The 24882-nt window shown below is 36.5% G+C and carries 20 protein-coding genes; 3 read left to right on the forward strand and 17 right to left on the reverse strand.

The window, feature by feature from the left end; all coding sequences use genetic code 11:
- Positions 1–299 precede the first annotated feature (299 nt).
- Positions 300–707, reverse strand: a complete 408-nt coding sequence (gene tssD / locus IV494_RS07285; protein ID WP_074781444.1) for a type VI secretion system tube protein TssD — start codon at positions 705–707, stop codon at positions 300–302.
- A 480-nt stretch (positions 708–1187) separates the two neighbouring features.
- On the opposite strand from tssD, the gene IV494_RS07290 reads away from it, so the two are divergent.
- Together IV494_RS07290 and glk are read left to right on the forward strand one after the other, a co-directional pair.
- The gene (locus IV494_RS07290; protein ID WP_196079511.1) at positions 1188–2033 is read left to right on the forward strand and encodes a class I SAM-dependent methyltransferase; all 846 of its coding nucleotides are present in this window, start codon (positions 1188–1190) and stop codon (positions 2031–2033) included.
- 184 nt (positions 2034–2217) lie between these two features.
- Positions 2218–3294, forward strand: a complete 1077-nt coding sequence (glk, locus tag IV494_RS07295; protein ID WP_196079512.1) for a glucokinase — start codon at positions 2218–2220, stop codon at positions 3292–3294.
- 91 nt (positions 3295–3385) lie between these two features.
- Here the strand turns inward: glk and IV494_RS07300 are convergent, their stop codons facing one another.
- From IV494_RS07300 to IV494_RS07375, 16 genes are all read right to left on the reverse strand, one after another.
- Positions 3386–4387, reverse strand: coding sequence for an NADP-dependent oxidoreductase (locus tag IV494_RS07300; protein WP_196079513.1), 1002 nt, complete (start codon positions 4385–4387; stop codon positions 3386–3388).
- A gap of 77 nt (positions 4388–4464) precedes the next feature.
- The gene (pgl, locus tag IV494_RS07305) at positions 4465–5196 is read right to left on the reverse strand and encodes a 6-phosphogluconolactonase (protein ID WP_196079514.1); all 732 of its coding nucleotides are present in this window, start codon (positions 5194–5196) and stop codon (positions 4465–4467) included.
- A 2-nt stretch (positions 5197–5198) separates the two neighbouring features.
- Positions 5199–6719 (reverse strand): glucose-6-phosphate dehydrogenase, encoded by a 1521-nt coding sequence (gene zwf, locus IV494_RS07310; RefSeq protein ID WP_196079515.1) that lies wholly within the window; start codon positions 6717–6719, stop codon positions 5199–5201.
- A 28-nt stretch (positions 6720–6747) separates the two neighbouring features.
- Entirely contained in the window at positions 6748–8181 is a 1434-nt protein-coding gene (gene gndA / locus IV494_RS07315; protein WP_196079516.1) for an NADP-dependent phosphogluconate dehydrogenase, read from the reverse strand.
- A 4-nt stretch (positions 8182–8185) separates the two neighbouring features.
- Positions 8186–8809: an HAD family hydrolase gene (locus tag IV494_RS07320; RefSeq protein WP_196079517.1), complete on the reverse strand. Its 624-nt coding sequence runs from the start codon at positions 8807–8809 to the stop codon at positions 8186–8188.
- 4 nt (positions 8810–8813) lie between these two features.
- A complete protein-coding gene (gene tal, locus IV494_RS07325) occupies positions 8814–9902 on the reverse strand; it encodes a transaldolase (RefSeq protein ID WP_196079518.1) in 1089 nt (362 codons plus the stop codon).
- A gap of 146 nt (positions 9903–10048) precedes the next feature.
- On the reverse strand, positions 10049–10510 hold the full coding sequence (locus IV494_RS07330; protein WP_196079519.1) for an RpiB/LacA/LacB family sugar-phosphate isomerase: 462 nt from the start codon (positions 10508–10510) through the stop codon (positions 10049–10051).
- Positions 10511–10563: 53 nt separating this feature from the next.
- Positions 10564–12573: a transketolase gene (gene tkt / locus IV494_RS07335; RefSeq protein ID WP_196079520.1), complete on the reverse strand. Its 2010-nt coding sequence runs from the start codon at positions 12571–12573 to the stop codon at positions 10564–10566.
- 741 nt (positions 12574–13314) lie between these two features.
- Positions 13315–14352, reverse strand: coding sequence for an NAD(P)/FAD-dependent oxidoreductase (locus IV494_RS07340; RefSeq protein ID WP_196079521.1), 1038 nt, complete (start codon positions 14350–14352; stop codon positions 13315–13317).
- Between the two features lie 75 nt (positions 14353–14427).
- Complete coding sequence (porN, locus tag IV494_RS07345; RefSeq protein ID WP_317193001.1) at positions 14428–15309, reverse strand: type IX secretion system ring subunit PorN/GldN; 882 nt, start codon at positions 15307–15309, stop codon at positions 14428–14430.
- Positions 15310–15561: 252 nt separating this feature from the next.
- On the reverse strand, positions 15562–17124 hold the full coding sequence (gene porM / locus IV494_RS07350) for a type IX secretion system motor protein PorM/GldM (RefSeq protein WP_196079523.1): 1563 nt from the start codon (positions 17122–17124) through the stop codon (positions 15562–15564).
- Positions 17125–17177: 53 nt separating this feature from the next.
- Positions 17178–17864 (reverse strand): type IX secretion system motor protein PorL/GldL, encoded by a 687-nt coding sequence (gene porL / locus IV494_RS07355; protein ID WP_196079524.1) that lies wholly within the window; start codon positions 17862–17864, stop codon positions 17178–17180.
- Positions 17865–17914: 50 nt separating this feature from the next.
- Entirely contained in the window at positions 17915–19330 is a 1416-nt protein-coding gene (gene porK, locus IV494_RS07360) for a T9SS ring complex lipoprotein PorK/GldK (protein WP_196079525.1), read from the reverse strand.
- 111 nt (positions 19331–19441) lie between these two features.
- Positions 19442–21292 carry a glutamine--fructose-6-phosphate transaminase (isomerizing) gene (gene glmS, locus IV494_RS07365; RefSeq protein ID WP_196079526.1) on the reverse strand — a complete coding sequence of 617 codons (1851 nt, stop codon included), beginning with the start codon at positions 21290–21292 and terminating at the stop codon, positions 19442–19444.
- Between the two features lie 25 nt (positions 21293–21317).
- The gene (locus IV494_RS07370) at positions 21318–22913 is read right to left on the reverse strand and encodes a DUF4270 family protein (protein WP_196079527.1); all 1596 of its coding nucleotides are present in this window, start codon (positions 22911–22913) and stop codon (positions 21318–21320) included.
- A gap of 13 nt (positions 22914–22926) precedes the next feature.
- On the reverse strand, positions 22927–23697 hold the full coding sequence (locus tag IV494_RS07375) for a glycogen/starch synthase (RefSeq protein ID WP_196079528.1): 771 nt from the start codon (positions 23695–23697) through the stop codon (positions 22927–22929).
- A gap of 194 nt (positions 23698–23891) precedes the next feature.
- Here IV494_RS07375 and panC point away from each other — a divergent pair, with 194 nt between their 5' ends.
- A complete protein-coding gene (panC, locus tag IV494_RS07380; protein ID WP_196079529.1) occupies positions 23892–24740 on the forward strand; it encodes a pantoate--beta-alanine ligase in 849 nt (282 codons plus the stop codon).
- Positions 24741–24882 lie beyond the last annotated feature (142 nt).

The raw sequence follows: 24882 nt of genomic DNA on the forward strand, positions 1-24882 counted from the left end.
TAATTTGAAAGTTGATCCTTATTTTTTTTCAGTTCGTACTTTACGATTATCAAACTTCTAAAGTTTAAAGGTTTAAAGGTTTAAAAGACAAATTTGATGTACTAAAATTAAGTATATATTTTTAATTAAGTTTAAAAATATCATTTTTCCAGGATATTGCAGGCTCATTAAAAATTAATCTGACCGATATTATAAAAAATTCCCGATAAAAATTGCGTAAAGCATATTCATCGGGAATTATTTTAGTTTAACAAAACCTTTTCAAGTTTTAAAACCGATTTAAAAAGTTTTCAAACTTCTTATTTACCCGGCCAAACTCCTTCATAAGCAGAGGTACCGTAGTCGATTTTCTCTGCACTTACTACGAATGAGATCAACATGTTGTCTGAATCAATAGCATCGAAATCTACTTCGTGCTGGATCACATAACCATTATTCCATTTCAAGGTGATCAATGTTCCTTCTTCGTGAGATTTGTTGAAAGTAATTTCACCAGTTGTTGGTTTGTATTTCCCATTCAATAAACTTTCCAGTACATGAGCATCTTCTGTTGCTTCGATTGTAATTTTGATCAGTGCATTTGATGGATCTGAAGCTACCCGTCCGGAAACGTCCGTAGATCTTGATACACTGTAATTAAGTTTTAAAACTTTCTGTTCTGCGCCTCCGTTGAATTTCAGAACACCTCTTGAATTGTTTGCTGCCATGATTTCTAAATTTTAAATTATTAAATTATTTTTGAATTTTTTTATATTCTTACTGTTTTTGATAATTCAAAGATAGACCCACTTTTCTAAATTCTTTGTAGTAATTCTACTACAATTTTGAAAGTTTGTTGCGAAACCAAAAGTTTTATGATTTAATTAATCATCCATTGCAACAATCATCGGCAGAGAGCATGTCGATTAAAGGAAACGATTATTTACTCCTGCTACAGCATTAATAAAAAACACTTAAAATTTAAATCAGGATCTAAAAATTGCCACTAATTTTAATCCTCTGTTTAAAAACTTTTTTCCTCTGAGAATATGAGTTTTTAGTAAAATACCAATAATATTTCCTCAAACACTTCATTAAAAAATGCTTTCATCTTTGAAATAAAAAAATACACAAAACCCTGAATTCCATATGATTAAACGTTGTACCTTTGATTGTTTATCAACCTGTTTTATTTAAAAATTAAAATCATGGAAAGCCATTTTCAAAACGTTAGCGAAAAGCAAAAAGCCTCCTGGAATCAATTTTCTACAGGCTGGAAAAAATGGGAATCAAAACTTCTCGAACACATGCAACCTGCTGCAGATGGAATTATTAAATTACTCCAACCGAAAGGCTCAGAATTAATTCTGGATATTGCTGCAGGAACCGGCGAACCTGCATTAAGTCTCGCAAAAATGGTTCCCGATGGAAAAGTGATTGTTACAGATCTATCCGATGACATGCTCAATATTGCGCGGGAAAATGCCCTACTACAAGGAATAACAAATGTTGAATTTCTTGCCTGCGATGTTTCCGAACTTCCTTTTGAAAGTGATACTTTCGATTCGGTTAGTTGTAGAATGGGATTTATGTTTTTCCCAGATATGCTATTAGCAGCGAAAGAAATATTGCGGGTTTTAAAACCAGGTGGTAAACTAGCGACTGCCGTTTGGGGAACACCTCAAGAAAATTTCTGGGGAAGCGCCATTGGAGAAATCATCAATAAAAATATGCACTTACCTCCTCCGCTTTCAGGATCTCCGGGGATTTTTCGGTGTGGAAAAAGTGGTTTAATGACCGATATTTTTAATGAAGCAGGTTTCAAAAATAGTACTGAAACTAAGATCTCTTGCGTCCTCCAATGCGGAACCGCAGAAATTTACTGGCAACTCATGACCGAAATTGCCGCTCCGATTGTGGCTGGACTTAACAACGCGGATGAAAAGATGAGGGAAAAAATAAAAAAAGAAGTCTGTGAACTGGTCAATAAAAAATATCCAGACGGAAATGTAAATATTGAAGGAACTGCGCTCTTAATTTATGGGGAGAAGTAATTTTTGTTGAGTTAGGAAAATTTGTTCTTAAAAAATCTTATCTTTAAATAAGATAAGAATCGACGGAAAAAAATTAACCGTTATTTTGATTTAATTTCAAATTCATTGCTAATAAGTATTTGGACTTTTCAGATTCTTCCCAAAATTATTTTTCTAAAAATTTTTCCCTTAAAAGCAACTAAAAATGGAAAACTTCAATTCAAGTTCCTTACCAGATATTTTAGAAGCCCAATTACCAATGGCTTATCCTTCGAAAAAAAATAAATTACCAAATTCCGGAGTAGTACTTGCTGCAGATGTTGGCGGAACGAAAACCGATTTTGCCCTGTTCGAAATTCAGAAAGGAAAACTGGTTTCCCTAAAAAGTCAAAGATTCCCAACGAGCGACCATGAATCTTTCGTAAAGGCGCTCCGCACTTTTCACAATGACAAATCTATCGTAATAAATTGCGCCTGTTTAGGTGTTGCAGGACCGGTTGATGGTGATAAAGTTCGCGGCGTAAATTTCGCCTGGGAAATCGATGCGAAAAAATTGGAGGGTGATTTAAATATTAAGCGAATACTTCTTATCAATGATTTGGAGGCGAATGCTTATGGACTTTCTGCACTTGAAGAGAAAGACTTTCAAGTTTTAACTAAAGGCGATGACGATCCCGGAAATGCCGCAATTATCTCGCCCGGAACAGGTCTTGGAGAGGCAGGATTATATTGGGATGGTTCGAATTTTCACCCTTATGCGACGGAAGGTGGTCACTGTAATTTTAGTCCGACCGATGAACTGGGTATGAAATTGTGGAAATATTTAAAAACGAAATTTGACCATGTGAGTTGGGAACGCGTAGTTTCAGGACAGGGAATTATGAACATCTACGAATTTCTGCGACAATATAGAAAGGAAAAAGAACCGCAGTGGCTGAAGGAACAATTAAAAATTGACCGTTCGGCAAAAGTTATTTCTGCTGCGGCTTTAGAAAATAAAGATTCTGTTTGCGTGGAAACCCTCCAGCTATTTTTGAATTATCTTGCCATCGAATCCGCACAGCTCGCGTTAAAGGCAAACGCAACGGGTGGAATTTATATAGGTGGCGGAATTGCGCCGAAAATTCTTAAGCTCATCGATAAAAAACAATTCTATAAAAACTTTATCAATGCAGGTCGAATGGAACATTTGCTAAAAACAATTCCTGTGAAAATTGTACTCAATGATAAAACTGCTTTGATGGGTGCAGCATATTATGCGGCGATGGGAATTGAAAAATAATTTAATCTTAACGAATTACATCTTTAAGATTTGATAATGAAAAATATAGATATGAAGAGAAATTATCTAAGCGATTTCAACTCACTAAATGCTACTTCATTTTTATAATGATCTTTCCTTTTGCACGCCCAGATTTTTGATAAAGCAATGCATTGACGGATTCAGAAAAGGGAAATATTTTATCAATGATGGATTTTACTTTATTTTCTTCGACCAGTTTTTTAATAATTTCCAGATCTTCACTATTGGGTTTCATTGAAATCAGTTTATAATAGGCTGATTTCTCTTTGATCTTACCTGTCAGTTTTATTCTTTTAAAGTATAAATAAATTCTCGCAATTAAATTTAGGCCGAATTCTTTTGCAGTTTCGTCATCAACCGGACCAATGAGTGAAATTACTTTTCCACCGACTTTGATCACTTTAAAAGCGTCAATCGTAAATTGTTCTCCAAGCGTATCGTAAACAAAATCCACGTCTTTTACCAGGTCCAGATAATTTTCAGTTTTATAATCTATGACACGATCAGCGCCCAATTCTTTTACCCAGCCAACGTTTGCAGTACCCGTTGTTGTGTAAACATAAGCGCCAATATTTTTCGCATATTGAATTGCAAATGAACCGATGCCACCCGAACCGGCGTGTATCAAAATCCTATCTCCAGCTTTCAGATTTCCTCTTTTAAAAGCCTGAATTGTGGTAAGACCGACCATTGGTAAAGAGGCAGCTTCTTCGAAATTTAAATTCTTCGGTTTCAAACAAACCATATTTTCATCAACTGCGATAAATTCAGCAAAAGAACTACGGGATTCTTGAGGAACGCTGGAAAAAACCTCATCTCCAACTTTAAAACCCTTGACACTTTTACCAGTTTCCCGAACAATTCCTGAGAGGTCGTAACCAATACCGGTGGGAAAATTTAATTTGATGACTTGCTTTAAAAGTCCTTCAATAATTTTATAATCAATGGGATTTGTGCTTGCAGCGAAGATTTCAATCAAAACCTGATTCTCCTTGATTGAAGGATTTTCGATGTTATTGAAAGCTAAATTACTTTCTACGTCGCCGTATCCTTTTATTTGTAGTGCTTTCATTAGAAATATTTTATCGAAGTTAAAAGACTTATCAGGGTAAATTATATTTTTAAAACTATAATAATTTAGAAAAATATTTATTTATGCTTCAATTGAGAAGCCGCTTTTTCGTCTAAAAACCATTCTGTCTTATTTTCATCTTTTGAAATTAACCGCGCCGGATATTCATTTGCGGAACCCGAATGATCTTCTAAAATATGATAAACGGCTTCAGCTTTTCCCTCTCCAAAAACCAGAAATGCAATATTTTTAGATTCATTAATTAAAGGCGCCGTCATTGTAATTCGATTCATATCAACTTCTTCCACAAAAACTGCTTTAATAGTTGCTTCCCTTTCCTCCAAGACCGAAGTGTTTGGAAAAAGTGACGCGGTGTGTGAATTATCGCCGAGACCCAAAAGAGTGAAATCAAATTCCACAAGATTTCCTTTAAAATGATCTGAAATTACTTCCCAGTATTTCAGCGCCGATTCTTCGGGAGAACCGGTTGTGTCGACTTCAAAAATATTCGAATTCTTAATTTTTAAAGGTTGGAATAAAGCTTCTTCAACCATCATCGAATTTCGTTCTGAACTATCGGCGGGAACGAATCTTTCATCTCCAAAGAAAAAATAAGTTTTTTCCCAGTCGATTTTATCGCGATAAGATTCCGATGCCAACAATTCATATAATTTTTTCGGAGAACTTCCACCGGAAAGCACAAAATTAAATTGTCCATGCAATTGGATGGATTCTTTTGAAACTTCGCAAATTCTTTCTGCCAAAGCTTTTATTACATCGTCAATATTATTATATATTTTCAACTTCATTATTACTCTTTTAAATTTTTGTCGGGTAAATTGATCCAGTGAAAACCATCTTTTGCGATCAATGCTTCTGCATTTTCCGGACCCCAGGAATTGGCGGGATAATTTGGAAAATCGGGTATTTTATTATTTTCCCAGTAATCAAGAACGGGCATCACCACTTCCCACGCAGCTTCCACTTGATCAGCACGCATAAATAATGTTTGATCGCCAGAAATTACATCTAATAGAAGGGTTTCATAAGCTTCAGGGGAATCAATTTTCGTTTTTCCGGCATAATCAAAAACCATATCTACGGTATTCAAAGTCATTTCCAAGCCCGGAGTTTTGCTTTCCAGTTGAAATTTAATGGACATATCAGGTTGAATACTGATGATGAGTCGGTTTTGTTTTGGAAGATTCTCCGCTTTGTTCGTAAACATATTATGAGGAACTTCCCGAAACTGAATGATGATGTGCGAAGCCGATTTGAATAATCTTTTCCCAGTTCTCAAATAGAACGGAACACCTTGCCAACGCCAGTTATCTACATAAAATTTCATAGCAGCATACGTTTCAGTATTGGAATCCGGGTCAACATCAACCTCATCACGATAACCGGGAACTTCCTTCCCTTCTACCCAACCGGGACCGTACTGACCGCGAACGGCCACTTTGTCGATCATTCCCGGAACAATTTTTCGCATGGCTTTTAAAACCTCTACTTTTTTGTCCCGAACCAAGTCTGCATCAAAGTTCACAGGTGGTTCCATTGCGATAATACACAACAATTGAAGCAGGTGATTTTGAATCATGTCGCGCAAAATTCCGGCATGATCGAAATAACTTCCGCGGTCTTCAACGCCAATTTTTTCTGTCACTGAAATCTGAACATGTTCGATATGCGTCCGATTCCACAAAGGTTCCATGATCGTATTCGCAAAACGGAAAGCCATGACGTTTTGAACGACTTCTTTTCCGAGATAATGGTCAATTCTGTAGATCTGTTTCTCATCGAAAATGGTGAGTAATTTTGCGTTCAAAGTTTTCGCAGATTCCAGATCTCGACCAAAGGGTTTCTCAATAATCATCCTGGTCGTATCCTTATTATTTTCTAATTTGCTTTTTGAAACATTCTCGGCGATGGTGCAAAATAAATCGGGCGAAACAGCACAGTAATACAGAATCGCGGGATCTTCTTTCCACTCAGTTTTCAGTTTACTGATCCTTCCTTCGAAATCATTGTAAGAGGCAACATCTTTAATATTCGCCGCCTGATAAGTGATCTTCGCGGAAAAATTAGCCCAGTCTTCTTTCTTCGCTTTACCGGTTCGGGAAAATTCATTGATTCCTGCTAAAAGCAAGGCACGGTATTTATCATCGGTAAATTTGGTTCTTGAAGTTCCGATGATCGCGAACTTCTCGGGTAATCTGTTTTCAAGGAACAGATTGTATAAAGCGGGAATAATTTTCCTTTTTGTTAAATCTCCGTTACCGCCGAAAATTATGAGAACGGTAGGACTTTCTATATTGATCGTGTTTGGCATTTTTACAATTTATCTAATTTAAAAAAGTTTACTCCTTGATATTTTCCATCATCCATTTGGTGTGAAAAACGCCTTCTTTCGCTTTCAATTCATAAGTATGAGACCCGAAATAATCGCGTTGTGCCTGAATTAAATTCGTTGGCATATTTTCATTTCTAAAATCATCAAAATAACTTAAAGATGCAGAAAAAGCCGGGGTGGAAATACCATGAAGCGCCGCATCTGAAACGACTTTTCGAATCGCCGGAATACTGGAGGAAAGATCCTTGGCTACAGAAGCATCTAAAAGCAAATGTGTCAATTCAGGATTTTTATTATAAGCTGCATAAATATCTTCTAAAAACTCTGACCTAATAATACAGCCACCACGCCATATTTTCGCAATGGTATCTAGATTCAAATTGTATTTAAATTCAACATTCGCTTGATAAAGCAAATGCATTCCCTGTGCATACGCAGAAACCATCGCAAAGTAAAAGGCTTCTTCCAACTGAGTACAATATTGTTCGTTGTTGGTTTTATAATCCATTTCCGTAGAGTCCAGATATATTTTGGAAGCTTCTACACGCAACTCTTTTAAACTGGAAAGATCGCGCATCGAAACTGCAATATCGATAATCGGAGTTGGAAGATGGAGATCCATCGCTGCTTGAGAAGTCCATTTCCCTGTTCCTTTCGCTTTTGCCTGATCGCGAATGCTGTCTAACAAAAATTCCTTTTCGCCTTCATTTTTATAAGTGAAAATATCGGCCGTGATTTCTAATAAATAAGATTTCAAGCGACCTTCATTCCATTTTTTATAAACTTTTTGAATTTCATCATTCTTCATTCCAAGACCATTTTTCATTATCTCATAGGTTTCCGAAATCAGTTGCATGATCGCGTATTCGATGCCGTTGTGAACCATTTTCACAAAATGTCCGGCTGAACGTTCTCCCATAAAAGCAACAGTCGGTTCGCCATTTACATGAGCCGCAATTTTTTCCAGGATAGGTTTTAAAACTTCATAAGCTTCTTGATCTCCGCCCGGCATCATGCTCGGACCTCTTCTGGCGCCTTCTTCACCACCGGAAACACCCATTCCTACAAAATGATAACCCTGCTTTTCTAATTCAAGATACCGTCTTTCTGTATCGGTAAAATGTGAATTTCCACCGTCGATGATGATATCTCCTTTATCTAAAACAGTTAAAAGATCTTTGATAACGCTGTCTACAATTTCACCTGCAGGGACGAGCATCATGACAACTTTCGGACTTTTCAGACTGTCCGTAAATTGTTTCAAATCTGAAAATCCGTGGATATTTTCATTTTTCAAGTCATTAAGTTTCTGTACGGTTTTCGTATTGTTATCATATCCAGCACAAGAATATCCGTGGTCGGCGATATTTTGTAAAAGGTTGGAACCCATTGTTCCCAAACCGATCATTCCAAAAGCGTTCTGATTTTTATTTTCGTTCATAATTTTATTTTCTTATAAAGTTTTCTAAAATGTTTTTTGAGGTTTCAAAATCCTGATGGAGAATACTGTTCATTCCTAATTTCTTAGCCGCTTGAACCAACATGGGTCGGTCGTCGAGATAGATGCATTCATCGGGTTTAACCTGTGCAATTTCCATGGCAGTTTTATAAATTCTGGGATCTGGTTTTCGCATTCCCAAATAACAGGAGGAGAAAAATCCATCAAAAAGATCATGTAGTTTAAATTTCTTGATGCGGTAATCATTGAGTTCTTCGTTTTCATTACTCAAAGCGAACACTGCTAAATCAGTTTGTTTTTTCCAGGATTTTGACCAGTCTAGAAATTGTGGTAATTCGACAGATCGGTCAAACATAAATTCTTTAAAATCCTCTTTTAAAAAATCACGCGGTTGATTAAATAAAATGGTATCTAAATATTCATCCAGAGAAATACTGCCAATTTCAAAAACATTGTAAATGAAATTATGAAGAATATTCATTTCCGTGTAATCAAAATTAAAAACTTTCGCGGCTTTTAAGCGAGATTCATGATCCCAACCATTGGTGAGCAAAACGCCACCGATATCCATGAAAACTACCTTAATTCTGGAAACATCAAATTCTGCCATTACGTTACAGTTTACGTTTTTGACTGTCGATACTTTTGATCAGTTTTTCATAAGCCTGGTTGAATTTTTCGATTCCTTCATCTTCAAGCTTTTGGGTAATTTTATCGATATCGATTCCTTTTTCTTTCAATTCTTCCATTGCTCTATTCGCTTCGTCTAAATTGGTGGTCAAAGTTTCTTCGGCATTTCCATGATCACGGAAAGCATCGATGGTTTCGATAGGAAGCGTGTTGATGGTATCTTTTCCAATAATACTTTCTACGTAAACTACATCACTAAATGAAGGATCTTTTGTACCGGTACTTGCGTAAAGAACGCGTTGTTTTTGAGCTCCGTTTTCTTCGAGTTTTTTAAAACGGTCGCTTTGAACCATCTCCAAATAAATCTGATATGCCTGTTTTGCGGAAGCGATGGCGATCTTTCCATAAAGTTGATCAGCACCCTTTTCTTTTAACATTGGATCAACCATAACGTCGATCCTGCTTAAAAAGAAACTCGCTACAGAAGCAACATCTTTAATGGAATTTCCTTCTGCAAGGCGATCTTCAAGACCACCCATAAAAGCTTCGGTAATTTCACGATAACGCGGAAGTCCGAAAAGCAACGTGACATTAATATTAATTCCTTCGCGCAAACATTCGCGGATCGCGATCAATCCTTCTTTGGTTCCCGGAATTTTGATCATCACATTCTTACGATCTACTCTTTTCCAAAGTTCTCTAGCCTGCGAAATCGTTCCGTCGGTATCTCTCGCCAAATAAGGGGAAACCTCTAAACTGACGAAACCATCTTTACCCTCGGTTTTATCATAAACCGGTTTGAATAGATCTGCAGCTTTTTGAATGTCTGCAATTGCCAGATCGAAAAATATCGCAGAATTATCGGTTTCTTTTTGTGCCAGTTTTACAATATCTTCGTCATAATCTGAACTTCCACTGATGGCTTTTTCAAAAATAGACGGATTAGAAGTCAATCCACGCAAGTTATCATTATCAATGAGATCTTGCAATTTTCCGGATGTCATAATTTCGCGGTCTAGTAGATCGAGCCAAATACTTTGTCCTAAGTTTCTTATTTTATTTAATGGATTCATTTTGATTGTTTTAAAGATTAATATATGAATTTGCTCAACTTTATTAATGTATCTAAACGCGAAGTTCAGCAAAGAAAATTTTAAACATTGTGATTGATTAAGTCCGCAAAGGCGTTCCACTCAGATAGGAAAAAAAAATCTAATTATTAATTGTTCTCCAAGTTTTGAATTTTCTTCAGTCGCCGCAGATGTCTTTCTGCACCTATAAATTTGGCGTTTAAAAAAGCCAGAACTAATTCTTCCGCACTTGCATAGCCTGTTACCCGACCACCAAGACAGATCAAATTCATGTCATCATCTTCCACACCTTGATGGGCGGAAAAGTAATCGGTAATTAAAGCCGCTCTTACGCCGGAAATTTTATTTGCCGCAACACATGCTCCAACCCCACTTCCACAAATTGCGATTCCCCGAAAAACTTCTCCGGCTGTAACTGCTTTCGCGAGTGGAATAACATAATCAGGAAAATCATCAGCATTGTCAAGTTCCTTTGCACCAAAGTCAACGGGTTGGAAATTATTCTCTTTTAAAAAGGAAATTATTCTTTCTTTAAGGTCAAAACCACCATGGTCTGCACAAATTCCGATTTTAAGGCTTTCGTTGGACATTTTTTTATTTGAATATTATTAGAAATCATGAAGAAAGGAGGTGGACAAAAGTTCTAGTCTTTCTTTAAAAGCAAATCCCGTGCTCTTTTCACGACGTTTTCTACAGTGAAGCCGTACTCCTCAAATATTTCTTCCGCAGGAGCTGATTCTCCAAATTTTTCTATTCCAACAACGTCTCCATCATCTGTTGTATATTTCATCCAACCAACAGGTGATCCTGCTTCTACCGCCAAACGTTTGCGAATTTTTTTCGGAAAAACTTTTTCACGGTATTCTGCGCTTTGTTTGTCGAACAGATTCCAGCACGGCATGCTTACGACTCTTGCATTAATATTTTCTTTTTTCAATTCTTCCTGCGCCTGCATAATTAAGTGAACTTCAGAACCTGTAGCGATGAGAATCACATCGGGTTCGCCTTCAGAATCTGAAAGAATGTAGGCGCCTTTTTCTACATTTTTTGCACTTGCATATTTTTTCTGATCGATAATCGGAATTCCCTGTCTAGTCAAGACGATGCAAACCGGACCGTCTTTATGTTCGATGGCAACGCGCCAAGCTTGAGCAGTTTCATTTGCATCGGCGGGACGAATGACGGTCATATTTGGAACTGTGCGTAATCCTATCAATTGTTCGACCGGTTGGTGTGTTGTTCCATCTTCGCCCAAACCGATACTGTCATGCGTATAAACCATGATCGGACGGATCTTCATGATGGACGCCAATCTTAACGGTGGTCGCATATAATCAGAAAAGATCAAAAATGTCGCGCCGTAGGGAATTAAATAATTACTGAGAACCATTCCATTCAAAACGGCACCCATTGCATGTTCGCGAATTCCAAAGTGGAAATTTCTTCCGTCTCTGTTTTTTGCTGAAAAAGATTTATAATCGTCGAGATTGGTATCAGTAGAAGGCGCAAGATCCGCAGAACCACCGATGAGTTGTGGGAAATATTCTGCAATTGCGTTTAAAGTTTTTCCGGAAGCTTTTCTTGTGGCTAAATCTTCTCCGGCTTCAAATACGGGGAGTTTTTTCTCCCAACCTTCCGGTACTTTTCCGGAGGTAATATCTTCATACTCTTTGGCTAAATCTGGATGGCGCTCTTTGTAATTTTTATAAAGTTCGTTCCATTCAGTTTCGTTCTTCGCAGCATTCTCTCCTGCTTTCTCGTAAAAATCGGCAACCTCTTCGGGAATGACGAAACTCTTATCGGGATCAAAGCCGAAATTTTCTTTCACCAAACGGACTTCATCTTTACCTAGAGGAGAACCATGAGCTGCGGCAGTATCTTCTTTATTTAGACTTCCGTAACCGATAATGCTTCGAACTTTAATTAAAGAAGGACGAGTTGTTTCATTTTTTGCATTTTTAATGGCGGCATTCAATGCGTCTAAATCATTAATATCGGGAAGATTTTGCACATGCCATCCGTAAGCTTCAAATCTTTTGGAAACGTCTTCTTCAAAAGTTATATCCGTGTCGCCTTCAATAGTAATGTGATTGCTGTCGTAGAAATAAATCATATTTCCCAAACCAAGATGTCCTGCAAATGAAGCGGCTTCTGCAGAAACTCCTTCCATCAAGTCGCCGTCGCTGCAAACTGCATAAATATGATAGTCGAAAATATTGAAATCGGGTTGGTTGTAGCGTTTCGCCATGTATTGCTGAGCAATCGCCATTCCAACTCCATTCGCAAATCCCTGTCCTAATGGTCCTGTCGTCACTTCGATTCCGGGCGTTAATCCATATTCCGGATGACCGGCTGTTATACTGTGAAGCTGACGGAAATTTTCAATATCCTTTAAAGAAATTTCATAACCTGTTAAATGCAAATAACTGTATTGCAACATACAAGCGTGACCACAAGAAAGAATAAAACGATCGCGATTTGCCCACGCAGGATTTTTCGGATTGTATTTCATGACTTCCGACCACAAAACATGCCCAAGAGGAGCTAAAGCCATTGGTGTTCCCGGATGGCCGGAGTTGGCTTTTTGAACAGCATCGGCGGATAAAACTCTTACGGTGTCAATACTTTTTTGAATTAAATTTTTAGTTTCCATATTATTATACTTCTTCTTTAATTTTAATGTGAATTTTTAACTCTTTTAGAATTTAAAATCCGGGAAATAGATGTTTAAAAAATAAAGCAATTTAGAGTCCATTTACTACCTGCTCTTGCTTTATAAAAAGACGCATTCGGTTTCGTTCATGGAAAAAACAAATGCTGATTTATCTTTTAATTCGAACTGACCATTCATAAAATAACATGCAATGACTCGGCTAGAATCTGGTAGAGAATGCAACTTTTTTAGTGTTACCGGAACTCTGCTTTCATTAAATTTGAGTATGTAAGGTACAACGAAGAAAAAATAAAAAGTAAATTTTAAAGATAAAATTACGTTAAAGTTTAGTGAGGAGAAATAAATAAACGACGAAATCCAGCTTAATCAGGTCAAAAAATACCTTCAATTCAAAAAAATTTAAAGCTACATTTAAGCAAAGTACAATTTAGATGAAAATAATTGACAGTAAAATACGTCGTTTTACGTATTGCACAAAGTTTATAACCTGCCGATTTTTGCGCAGATAAAATTTGGATTTCCTAAAACTTCTTCAATTTAGAATTATTTGAAATCTGACCTTTATAGGTTCTAAAAACACACCACATAAGCGTTGTCACGAGCTTTAAAAAATTTTATTTCACCAACACAAATGATGATAAAATTTTTTGATAACCGAATGCGTTTCTAATGATTTTAATTCCATTTTATTTTACGGTTTAACTATCAAATAGGATGGAATTATTTCTTTTTATTAAACCGTTTTATATCAACTTCCGCCATTAATTCTTTTCCATTTTCGATATGCTCGAATAGTTCCAGGGAAAAATAACATCCGTTTAAAATTCCGCGCGCTCCTAAGCCGTTGTAAATAAAATAATCCGGATGCTCGGGATGATTTCCTATAATTGGTCGGCGGTCTTTTACAGTAGGACGAAAACCATAGTTGATTTCCTCAACCTCAAAGTCATGAGGATAAAACTCCTGTAAACCAACAATGAGTTCTTCTCGTTTGAATTCATCAATCTCATTCTCTCTTTCATTAGGATCATAACTTCCACCATAATAATAGGCCTCCTCATTTAATGGAAACAGAAAATGTTTTTTCTTCAAAGTATATTGATGATCCAGTTTCACAGAAAGTTTCACTTTTAAATGATGGCCTTTGTTCGGAATGACCTGTATATCATTGAAAAAAGGATTTGCCCGCACTCCCATACCTTCACAGAAAACGAGATGTTTAAAAGTAAAATCTTTGTAAATATTGTCTGATAGTTGTGAGTATTCAAATTGCTCCTGAACAAGTTGATCATGTTCTCTCAAATAATCGAAAAAATCTTTAAAAAAAGCGTCGACATTGATACGCGCAGATTTCTTGACAGAACCGGTTCCGAACGGATTTTTTATGTTTCCCAAATTTTCAAAATCTGGATTAAGAAATGGTCTTAACTCATCAGTTTCGGTTTTGCTTAACCATAATTCTTTTTCATTTTTATCATGAAAAATACGGTGAATATTTTCGTTGATCAGGTAATTTTTCCCTGTATAAACTTCAATTTCCGACATTGTTTTTGTTAGGAAATCAATCTGCTCTTCAGCGAGCCAAAAAGTAGTGAACTTTTTTAGAACAACCGGATTTATAACTCCGGCTGAAACCTTGGAAGCTCCCAATTGGTCTCCGGAAAACAGAACAAAAGACTTATTGTGAGTAATCAATTGATGGGCAAAAAAAATCCCCGCATAACCTCCACCAACAATTATATAATCAACATTTTTCATTTACAATAATCTAAAATTTAAGACAAAAAAACCTGAGTAAAAATACTCAGGTTTTGTGATATTTTCAAATGAAATTTAGTAATTCCACATGTCATTTTCCATTTGGAGAATCTGCGCTTTAATCGCTTCACTTTCTTCCAACTGACCATCGGCATCTTTCGGAATATAATCCTTGATAACCCCGTTTCCTAAACCATTGTCTGATTTATAAATGATCGTAGAAAATCGTCTGGCGTTCAATAAATCATCAAAACTGATGTCTGAAGAAAGATTTTTGTTATTGAAAGCAACCGAATTCGCTAAAACTTCTCTCGCATCTGGATAATAAACCCAGAATAAATCGATGAGTTCATCTTTTGAAGCTAAAGGTTTTCCGTCTGGCCCGAACTGACCCATTGTTGATGGATCTGGTCCCATTGCAGCAATTCCTAAGAGCCTGTATTTCATCTGGCTATCTCGCTTATCAATGTACCACATTCCTTTAATTTTCAAAACCTTTACTGTTTCAGTTTTAGTTTCATAAACGTTTATGAATTCTTTCTTTTGTTCCTCCGTCAAAACTCCGTTATTAGCATTCATAGCATCAGTTCCGGCATTACTCATCACTTCATTCTTGATCCTTGCCTGAATGGCTTCCGGACTTAATCTTACCGTGAACAGTTCATCATCATAGACTTCTTTGATCTTACCATTATTAATAGCATCAAATAAAACCTGATACAATGATCTGTTTTGAGAAACTATTCCGTCTTCGTTATGATAGAAAGGCTGATTGATCTTGTCGTTCATATCGATAATTTCCCAAACCACCATACTTTTTAAGATGTCCTTATCTTCGATAAAGCCATATTTAAGTGGTGTTTTTCTAGTAGAAACCATAGAATCACCTTGCTTGATCATACCAAGATCTCTGTATTTTCTGAAAGATTCAGGAGATTTCGCATTTAAAATGGACATCGAATTGATGGGCTCTTCTGGAACCTCAGGAACAGCAGGAGTTGCGTAAGCATTAACTAATGAATCAATGTTAGCCGTATTTTGCCCCGCATCAGCTTTTGAACCAACAGTTTTTGTCGTTCTTGCTTTCTTTTTCTTAACTGTCTTTTTTTTCTTTTGAGCATTTAACCCTAGGAAACTCAAAGCTAATAGCAGAAATAGTATCTTTCTCATCTTTCTGGAAAATTATATATATATGATTTTTAAACGTAATTATTGTACGTTTATTACAACAGGCGGAATTTGTTTTAATGCTTGATTACCTAATCCAGTTGCTGTTGCATTAATATTAAATACGTAAGCGATATCGCCATTTCGCAATCCTTTTGTTAAATTACCAACTGAACTCAATGAATTCCCGTTGATCAGCATTCCTGCTTTTCCTGGTACTTTAAACATAAAACTGTTCACTACGAAGCTTACCGGGAAATCGAATTCTGGCATAACAACCGAAACCTTCTGGTTTGGAATTGAACTTGCAGGCATCGAAACCACAAAGCTTCCCTGAATTTGACCAACTGGTGGCGGAACATTTTTAATTCTGAAATCAAATGCTTGTGAAATAGTTCCTCCTTTTGGATCTTTTCCAGAAATGGTCAATTTTACGGTTGAACCTGCTCCCGGAGTTACAGTCCATTTTCCTCCACTTCCGCTAACAGAAGCACCTGCTGCTGATAATGAAATTCCAGACATGTCTGCTCCTAAGATAGATCCTGAAATCGGATTTGGTAAACCTCTGTATAAAACATTCATTTTATCTGCAGTTACAATAGCTCCTTTTTGAGCTTTCAACTCTTGTGCTCCTGCAATTACTTTATAAGTATGATTGTAAGTTAAAGGAATTTCTTTTCCGTTGACATCTTTGAAAGAGATCGTACCCGCAAAAGTTTTATCACCCAAAGAACCTGTATCTAAATTACGGCTTCCCTGACCATTTTCAACTGTTAAACCAGGCATTGTTAAACCAGGAACATTGCTGGAATAATTTCCAATTGCAACTTTACCTTGGGCCGTTTCGCCTTGAATAACGATCGTTGGTGCGGAAACAATTGCCTGATAAGCATCAAATTTGATGTCTGCATCCACTTTTTCCTGAAGCATAATTGATAATGCATCACCTTGTATTCCTCTCGCAGATGATTGAATTACTTCCAAATTAGACAACGCAGCAATTAACGGCTGATTATAAAATTTGTACTGAACCCAGTTTTTACCGTTTCGCAATTGCTTGTATTCGGTAACCATTTGTTTGTTAGTTCTTGCTACCATTCCTTCCATCAATTTATTAGATCCGAAAGTCTGGTTGATATAAGTTTTAAAAGCTTCGATCTTCGTTTTTAACTCATCGGCTTTTTTAGAAGGTTTATTTTCGTCACCTCCAATAAAAAATACGTTCGAAGAAGGTTCTGTATTATTTAATGAAGCGAAACTTTCCTGAATATCCTGTTCGTTTTTGTTGTACTCAGCGCCTTTGCTCAATTCTGTTTTCAAAGTTTCGATACTTTGAACCAAATCATCGGCTTTTGCTTCTAAACCTTTGTAATTATTTAAAGGAGTGGTAAATGTTTCAGGAGTATTTGCGGCCTTAGCTGCTAAAGTGATCCCAAAGATTTTATTATTGTTTTCGGTAAGTGCTCTTGTTTCTTCCAAAGAACCGGTGGTATCTTTGTAAGATCTAATGATTTCCTGGTCGATCTGCATTGCAAGCATTGCAATGAAAACCAGATACATCAAGTTGATCATCTTCTGACGAGGCGTCTGTTTTCCTTGTGCCATTTTCTTTAGTAAATTTTGTTAATAATTAAATTTTAAATATAATGGTTAGAAAACTATGATTTCATTGCGCTAAGCATTCCGCCGTAAACTCTATTAAGACTGTTAAGGTTAGAAGTTAATCCGGATAATTCATCGTTGAATTTTTCTGAATGAGCAGCAGATTTCTGCATATCTTCTACATACTTTTTGCTGTATTCAGTTTGTGTTTTACCATGCTCTAATTGTAGTGCATATAATGCATTCATGCTTTCAAGATGACTTGCTGCAAGCATTAACTGGTCATTGTATTTTTGAGTAGAACCTGTAACATCTACTGTCTGGTTGATCTGGTCTACTGAAGATGAAAATTTATCTATGCCTGTTCTCAATCTATCAAAAAGGCTTACATCAAGTTTAGCATCTGCCAACATCTTATCTAATTTATCTGACAAAGAATTTTCTAATTCTTTAACTTCAGCTGATTGAAAACCCAGCGTAGAATGTTTTGGATTTGGTGATGCGTGAGAATCTAACAATTCAGGGTATACATTTTCCCAAGCATAAGACTCTTCAGATTTTGGTGCATCAAATGCGAAAATGGTGAAAATGATCGCCTCCGTAATCAAACCTATTGCTAAGGTTACGTTACCGGTAAGAGGACCTAAATGCCAATGCGTCATTTTGAAAAGCGCCCCTAAAATTACGATTGCGGCTCCAATTGAGTAAATAAAATTGTAAACTCCTTCTTTAGTTTTAAACATGTGGTATTAATTTTTTTTAGTTAATAATTATTATTTGTTTTTAAATGCTTCTAGTTTGTTCTTTTTTTGAATTTCGCCGTTCCCTCAGGAATATCCTGTACGGTTCTGAAACCGATATAACTTCTGGCAGAATCTTTTCTTTCGTAATCTCTTGCTCCGTTCATTAATAAATATCCTACATCTTTCCAAGAACCACCTCTTACGGTTTTTCTTACTTCTCTGTAAGCTTGGTTTGATAGATATGGATTTAAGGTAGAAGCAAATTCGTAAGTAGAATTGTTATAAGGAGATTCTGTCCACTCCGCTACATTTCCTGCCATATCAAATAATCCGAAACCGTTCTTCCCAAATTGTTTTACTGGCGCAGTATACGTGTAAGTTCCTTTTTTCTCGTCTTCGATATAATTACCTCTTTTCGGTTTGAAGTTGGCTAAATAACACCCTCTGTCATCCATTAAATAAGGTCCACCCCAAGGATAAGTTGCATTTTCTTTTCCACCACGAGCTGCATATTCCCATTCCGCTTCTGTAGGTAGACGGAAAGCCATCGCTTTTTGTTTTTTCTTTTTAAGAGATTCGTTGTAATCTGATTTCAATTTAGATTTAAAATTACAGTACGCTCTCGCCTGATCCCACGTTACGCCAACTACAGGATAGTTTTTGTAAGCGCTGTGCCAGAAATATCCATCATAAAGAGGTTCGTTGTAAGCGTAGTTGAAATCTTTGATCCAAACCGTTGTATCAGGATAAACCGCAATACTTTCTTTTTTCAAATATTTTGCCCCTCTTGATTTATCTTTAACTGCAGATTCTATATCTTCCCATTGGTAAGCATATTTCAATTTTCTAGCATCAATAATTCTTTCATTATTAATTCTTTCAGCAGGTGGAATATAAACTGATTCTAAAATTTCAGCATATTGAGCATCTGGATATTCAGAAGTTTTCCATCTTAAAGGAACGCTCCAGTCTAATTTTTTTGATTCGTTATACCCATCTCTACCGCCTTGAGCTTCCATAAAATCCTGATAAGGAGTTTTATTTTCTCCAGCTTTTTTCGACAAATAGGCAAAATCACCAATTGAACCTCCGTCACCAGTTGAACCACCGTCACCGGCAGCTTCTGCTAATAAAGAACGTACAATAGAATCGCGAACATAGTTAATGAAAACACGGTATTCTGCATTGGTAATCTCAGTTTCATCCATAAAGAAAGAAGAAACAGTTACTGTCTTCAAGCTTGCTTTTTCTGGAGTATTGGTAAAATCCTGATCAGCAAGACCCATTACATAAGATCCGGCAGGAATTGCAACCATTCCGTACGGACGTTCTGCAACAAAAGATTTTGATTTGCTTCTTGGCACTAATTCTCCTTTAATACCTGGCTTTCCAGAGCTAGACTTGCCACCTTTGGAACAAGAGATGATAAAAGATGCGGATAGTAATATGAGAAATATTCTTTTCATTCTATTTATTAAAATTAAGCGGTAAATATATAATTTTTTGGAAAAACAATTATGATTTTTTTTCCAAAACGAAAAAATGTTTGAATTATTTTATAAATATTAACATTATTTTTATTCTACGGTAACAGATTTTGCGAGATTTCTAGGTTGATCCACATTTGCGCCTCTGTAAACTGCAATGTAATAAGCTAATAACTGTAACGGGATGGATGCAATGATTGGAGAAAAACATTCGGACGTTTCCGGAAACTCTATCACATAATCTGCAACAGATGCAACCTGAGTATCACCTTTGTTTACTAATGCGATAATTTTTCCTTTTCTGGCCTTGATCTCCTGAACATTGCTCACAATCTTATCATAGTGACCCTGTTTAGGTGCAATGATCACGATCGGCATATTCTCGTCGATCAAAGCAATTGGACCGTGCTTCATTTCTGCGGCAGGATATCCTTCTGCGTGAATGTAAGAGATCTCTTTTAATTTTAGTGCTCCTTCTAAAGCTGCCGGGAAGTTATAACCTCTTCCTAAATAAAGGAAATTTTGAGCGCCAATAAAATGTTTTGCAATATCTTTAACAATATCATTTGTCGTTTCTAGCACTTCCTCCACTTTTTTCGGAAGTGCATCGAGTTCAGTGATCAATCTCATGAATTCCTGATTGCTCAGGTTTCCGTTGTGTTTTCCTAATTTTAATGCGATCAAAGAAAGTACGGTCAGCTGAGAAGTAAAGGCTTTTGTAGAAGCAACACCAATCTCCGGTCCTGCGTGCGTGTAAGAACCTGCGTCTGTTACCCGAGATATTGATGAATCTACGACATTACAAATTCCATAAACAAATGCGCCTTTTTCTTTAGCCATTTTTATTGCAGCCATTGTATCCGCAGTCTCTCCAGATTGGGAGATCGCGATGACAATGTCTTTATCGGTAATGATCGGGTTTCTATATCTAAATTCTGAAGCATATTCAACCTCAACAGGAATTCTTGCAAATTCTTCAATTAAATATTCGCCAATTAAACCGGCGTGCCAAGATGTTCCGCAAGCGATTATCGTAATTTTTTGTGCTTGATTTAATCTTTCGAGGTGATCCCAGATTCCGGCCATTTTGATGATCCCTTCCTCTACCAGTAATCTTCCTCTTAAAGTATCATGAATAGATTTTGGCTGTTCGAAAATCTCTTTCAGCATAAAATGTTCATAACCACCTTTCTCTATCTGCTCTAAACTCAGTTTTAACTGCTGAACTTCTGGAATGATCTTTACATTATCTTTAATATTTCTAATGTCAACACCGTGTTCTAAAGAAATAGTCGCCATGTGACCTTCTTCCAGATAAACTGCTTCTTTTGTAAACTCTACAAAGGGAGAAGCATCTGAAGCAATAAAATATTCGTTATTCCCCAAACCAATTGCCAATGGAGAACCTAATCTCGCAACGACCAATACCCCCGGAAAATCCTCGTGCATTACCGTGATTGCGTAAGCTCCGTACACTTCATTCAAAGCATATCTCACTGCAGTGGGAAAATCAATATCAGCATTGATGTCCATCAAATACTGAATTAGATTTACGAGAACTTCGGTATCGGTTTCTGAATGAAAAACGAAACCTTTCTCGGTAAGCATCGTTTTGATCGTATCGTAATTTTCGATGATCCCATTATGAACGATGGCGATCTTGCCATTGTTTGAGATATGTGGGTGGGAATTTCGATCGCTCGGAACACCGTGGGTTGCCCATCTTGTATGTCCCATTCCAACGTGCGACTTGCCTATAAGATTTTTCGATATGGCTACTAAATCTTCAACTTTTCCTTTTGTTTTTGCAACATCGAAGTTTGTTCCCTGCTCCAAAACAATACCTGCACTGTCGTAACCTCTATATTCTAATCTTCGAAGTCCGTTTATTACTACTTCATATGCATCCTGAAATCCTGTATATCCTACAATACCACACATCTATTATATTCTTTAATTATTACTATTACTTCTTACCGTAAGTTAAAATCAACTTAGGACTTTGAGGGTTGTTCGCTTCTGTACCTATAAATACCGCTCTGAATGGGGTAAAAGATCTTGAATTAAAATTCTGCTGACCTAAATTTTTATATTGTATTCCTAACAAATTACCATTTGCATCTGTCGTATAATTACCAACATTTAAAATAAGGTCATTATTTTTCGCTTCAGTTTCAATAATATTCTTGAAAGTCTGGGTAATTCCTATATCGTAATACGCAGGATTTTTGTCAAGGTCATAAGCTTTAACCAAATTATAATTTCCCGTGTAAGCCAAAGTACTCATATCTGTAAGGAAATCATTAAGATACTGAGCATCACCGGTAAGACTTAGATCTCGCTGTCTAACCACGAAAGTAATTGGTTTTCTGTAAGAGTTGTTCCAGTTAACGGCATCCGTATAAATTCTAATCTTGGCTGAAATAATTCCAATCTTATCGTTTTTATACATTGCTTTTATGGCATCAACTGTTGAAAGAGGTACCCGAAGTCCTATTCCCGGACCACCCATTCCCTGTGCGTAAATCCTGGAATCCCCTGTATCTTGATTCGCAGAAATAACCGACGCAGAAGGAGTTCCCGTTCTGTCAAAAGCGATCTGACTGAAGTGAGTATTCGATGACCCTACATCCATCGGATAGACCATCTGTTCACGAGTTGTTGTAGTACCATCAACTTTATCCTTTTTGTAGTAAAGATTAATGACTACAGAATTTGGATCGAAATTGAAAATATAACCGTCATTTTCATCAACTGAGATTCTCAATCCTTTAAAATATCTTATAAACGAGGCCGCGTCGGTCAATTCCGGCGACATCCCTTTTGTAATGATCTTATTCTGGAAAAATGCCGAATCCATTGGAATTCTTATTGTGGCATCTCTTTGAAAAAGAACACTGTTATCTGATTTTTTTGTGATCGATATCGAATTGACATCACCTTTAAAAAGTGTGGAGCCAATAATATTTCCAGTGCCAACGATTTTGTTTGATTTTATCTGATCAGTATTCCCACCAAGAAAATCAGTTACTTCGCGCACTTTTATATTAAAAGTAGCTTTTACACCTCCAAGTTTACTTTTGCCATATTTGGTAACGGGATAAGTATTGACCACTTTTTTTGCCTCAACTGCTCCAATTGGATAGATATAGGCTTCATTGGTAGTTGTAGTTACTGAATCTGCTGCATACAATGGTTTTATAACCATGACCGCGGAATCTATAACAGGATTCACCCCAAAATCTGGCGCATAAGAACTTAAACGAACCTGCGTAACAAACGCTGATTTCTGCAGCCCAAATTGTGATTCGGTGAAAGCACCAAGAGTTGCACTGTTAAGACGAACAGCATCCGTTCTGATGGTATCACCATTTAAAACTCCAGCGATTCCGTTATATTGATTATAAGCTATAACCGGATATGAAGTTTCTGTTCCTTGTGCACCGTTCTGAAAAAATTGCGAACCAAGTTGATCTGACTCGGGTTCGCAATTCCACAAAATTAAACTCCCAATTACCAGTGTTGCGGTAATTTTGAATAATTTTTGAATATTATTTATCATTAAAAAAAAATTGTTAGTATAAGTTATTGATGGATACAGCGTCGATGTATTCAGATTTTGTAGTAGCAGTTTTGTCAAAAGCATCTTTGAGTTCATCTTGTAAGAACTCATCACCTTTTAAAACCACATCTACCAGATCCATACTGTCGATCACGAATTGTTGAAAACTCGGTTTTTTAAACGCATCAAGTGCAGTAATATTGTCAAATTTCATTTTTTCTTCTATCGATGAAGAAAGCGGCAGATCTTCCTCATTGTAAACAGAAAGAACAATTTTTGAATCTTTAAAGTAAGAATCGTTTTTGTAAAAAGTTTTTAAGTATACTGGGATAAAAGAGGCCATCCAGCCATTTAAGTGAATAACATCGGGAACCCAGTTGAGTTTTTTGATGGTTTCTATAACTCCTCTTGCAAAGAATATAGCGCGCTCATCGTTGTCATCAAAAGGTTTTCCGTCGTCGTCAATATAGAATTGTTTTCTTTTGAAATACTCTTCATTATCAATGAAATAAACCTGTAGTCTCTCTCCCGGAAGAGAAGCTACTTTGATGATTAAGGGCTGATCGAGATCATTAATAATGATATTCATCCCCGAAAGGCGAATTACTTCATGAAGCTGAAACTTTCGTTCGCTTATTTGACCAAATCTTGGCATGAAAACTCTCACATCATTCCCTCCTTGGTGCATTTTGAGTGCCATTTTACTCACCATTGTCGCTATGTTACTGTCTTCCTGGTAAGGATACAATTCTGTGGTGACGTATAATATCTTTTGGTTCGGCATAAATTCTATCGTTCTTCGTATGATTAAGCAGAATATTCTACAGCGCAAAATTACGAAATTTAAAACGAATATTTTTTAATTAACATATTTTAATAATTATAATTTCAATGGCTTGGTTTTTCTGTAAAATATTTCATTTCAATTGCGTAATTTTTTAGCAGAAATTCCTATTTTTACATTGATATAATTACACTATGAAAATTTTTAAATCGAAAAAGACCCTTCACGACTATATTGAAAGACAACGGGAAATGGGCAAAAAAATTGGCTTTGCTCCAACGATGGGCGCGCTTCACCAAGGACACATTTCCCTATACGAAGCGGCGAGCAAAGAAAATGATCTGGTCATCTCTTCTATTTTTGTAAATCCTACGCAATTTAATAATGCAGCAGATCTAGAAAAATATCCGCGGAATATTGAGAATGATCTAAAAGTCTTAGAGAATTCAGATTTTGTAGATGCTGTTTATATCCCCGAAGTATCAGACTTGTATCCTGAAGGATTAAAAAGCAAGTCCTATAATTTTGATGGTTTAGAAAATGAAATGGAAGGAAAATTTCGTGTGGGACATTTTGATGGTGTAGGAACGGTGGTCGAAGAATTATTGCGACAGGTACAACCCGACAACGCCTATTTCGGGGAGAAAGACTTTCAACAACTGGCAATTATCGAAAAATTAGTGGAAAAACTAAAACTGCCGGTAAAAATTCATGGCGTTGCAATTTATCGGGAGAAAAACGGTTTGGCGATGAGTTCGCGCAACGAAAGACTCAGCGCAGAGCAGCGTGAAGCTTCCAAAGTTATTCATGAAACTTTAATTAAAGTGAATGACTGGTTCAGAATTATCACTGTACCCGAAATCAACAAGCGTGTAAAAGATATTTTCGAAGATCAGAGAGGAATGGTTTTAGAATATTTTGAGATCGCCGACGAACAAACCTTAAAAGAAACCGATTTCTTTTATAAAGGTCATGATTACCGAGCATTTATCGTAGTTTTCGTAAATGAGGTGCGGCTAATTGATAATATGCATCTGGAGTAATTTATAAATAAACTTCTTTAGGCTTGAAAACAAATAAAGTACAAGTTGTCACCTATAATAATCGCTTCGAAGTAATTCTTTGAAGCGATTATTATTTATCTAAAGCTTTCAAAGTAAAAATAATTGTAACCAAAAGCGAGAG

The sequence above is a fragment of the Kaistella gelatinilytica genome (assembly GCF_015679325.1).
Classification (GTDB): domain Bacteria; phylum Bacteroidota; class Bacteroidia; order Flavobacteriales; family Weeksellaceae; genus Kaistella; species Kaistella gelatinilytica.

Bases quoted from the DNA above. Each gene is read 5' to 3' on its own strand.
- tssD (WP_074781444.1), bottom strand. From the start codon at position 707: ATGGCAGCAAACAATTCAAGAGGTGTTCTGAAATTCAACGGAGGCGCA.
- IV494_RS07290 (WP_196079511.1), top strand. From the start codon at position 1,188: ATGGAAAGCCATTTTCAAAACGTTAGCGAAAAGCAAAAAGCCTCCTGG.
- glk (WP_196079512.1), top strand. From the start codon at position 2,218: ATGGAAAACTTCAATTCAAGTTCCTTACCAGATATTTTAGAAGCCCAA.
- IV494_RS07300 (WP_196079513.1), bottom strand. From the start codon at position 4,387: ATGAAAGCACTACAAATAAAAGGATACGGCGACGTAGAAAGTAATTTA.
- pgl (WP_196079514.1), bottom strand. From the start codon at position 5,196: ATGAAGTTGAAAATATATAATAATATTGACGATGTAATAAAAGCTTTG.
- zwf (WP_196079515.1), bottom strand. From the start codon at position 6,719: ATGCCAAACACGATCAATATAGAAAGTCCTACCGTTCTCATAATTTTC.
- gndA (WP_196079516.1), bottom strand. From the start codon at position 8,181: ATGAACGAAAATAAAAATCAGAACGCTTTTGGAATGATCGGTTTGGGA.
- IV494_RS07320 (WP_196079517.1), bottom strand. From the start codon at position 8,809: ATGGCAGAATTTGATGTTTCCAGAATTAAGGTAGTTTTCATGGATATC.
- tal (WP_196079518.1), bottom strand. From the start codon at position 9,902: ATGAATCCATTAAATAAAATAAGAAACTTAGGACAAAGTATTTGGCTC.
- IV494_RS07330 (WP_196079519.1), bottom strand. From the start codon at position 10,510: ATGTCCAACGAAAGCCTTAAAATCGGAATTTGTGCAGACCATGGTGGT.
- tkt (WP_196079520.1), bottom strand. From the start codon at position 12,573: ATGGAAACTAAAAATTTAATTCAAAAAAGTATTGACACCGTAAGAGTT.
- IV494_RS07340 (WP_196079521.1), bottom strand. From the start codon at position 14,352: ATGAAAAATGTTGATTATATAATTGTTGGTGGAGGTTATGCGGGGATT.
- porN (WP_317193001.1), bottom strand. From the start codon at position 15,309: ATGTCCATTTTAAATGCGAAATCTCCTGAATCTTTCAGAAAATACAGA.
- porM (WP_196079523.1), bottom strand. From the start codon at position 17,124: ATGGCACAAGGAAAACAGACGCCTCGTCAGAAGATGATCAACTTGATG.
- porL (WP_196079524.1), bottom strand. From the start codon at position 17,864: ATGTTTAAAACTAAAGAAGGAGTTTACAATTTTATTTACTCAATTGGA.
- porK (WP_196079525.1), bottom strand. From the start codon at position 19,330: ATGAAAAGAATATTTCTCATATTACTATCCGCATCTTTTATCATCTCT.
- glmS (WP_196079526.1), bottom strand. From the start codon at position 21,292: ATGTGTGGTATTGTAGGATATACAGGATTTCAGGATGCATATGAAGTA.
- IV494_RS07370 (WP_196079527.1), bottom strand. From the start codon at position 22,913: ATGATAAATAATATTCAAAAATTATTCAAAATTACCGCAACACTGGTA.
- IV494_RS07375 (WP_196079528.1), bottom strand. From the start codon at position 23,697: ATGCCGAACCAAAAGATATTATACGTCACCACAGAATTGTATCCTTAC.
- panC (WP_196079529.1), top strand. From the start codon at position 23,892: ATGAAAATTTTTAAATCGAAAAAGACCCTTCACGACTATATTGAAAGA.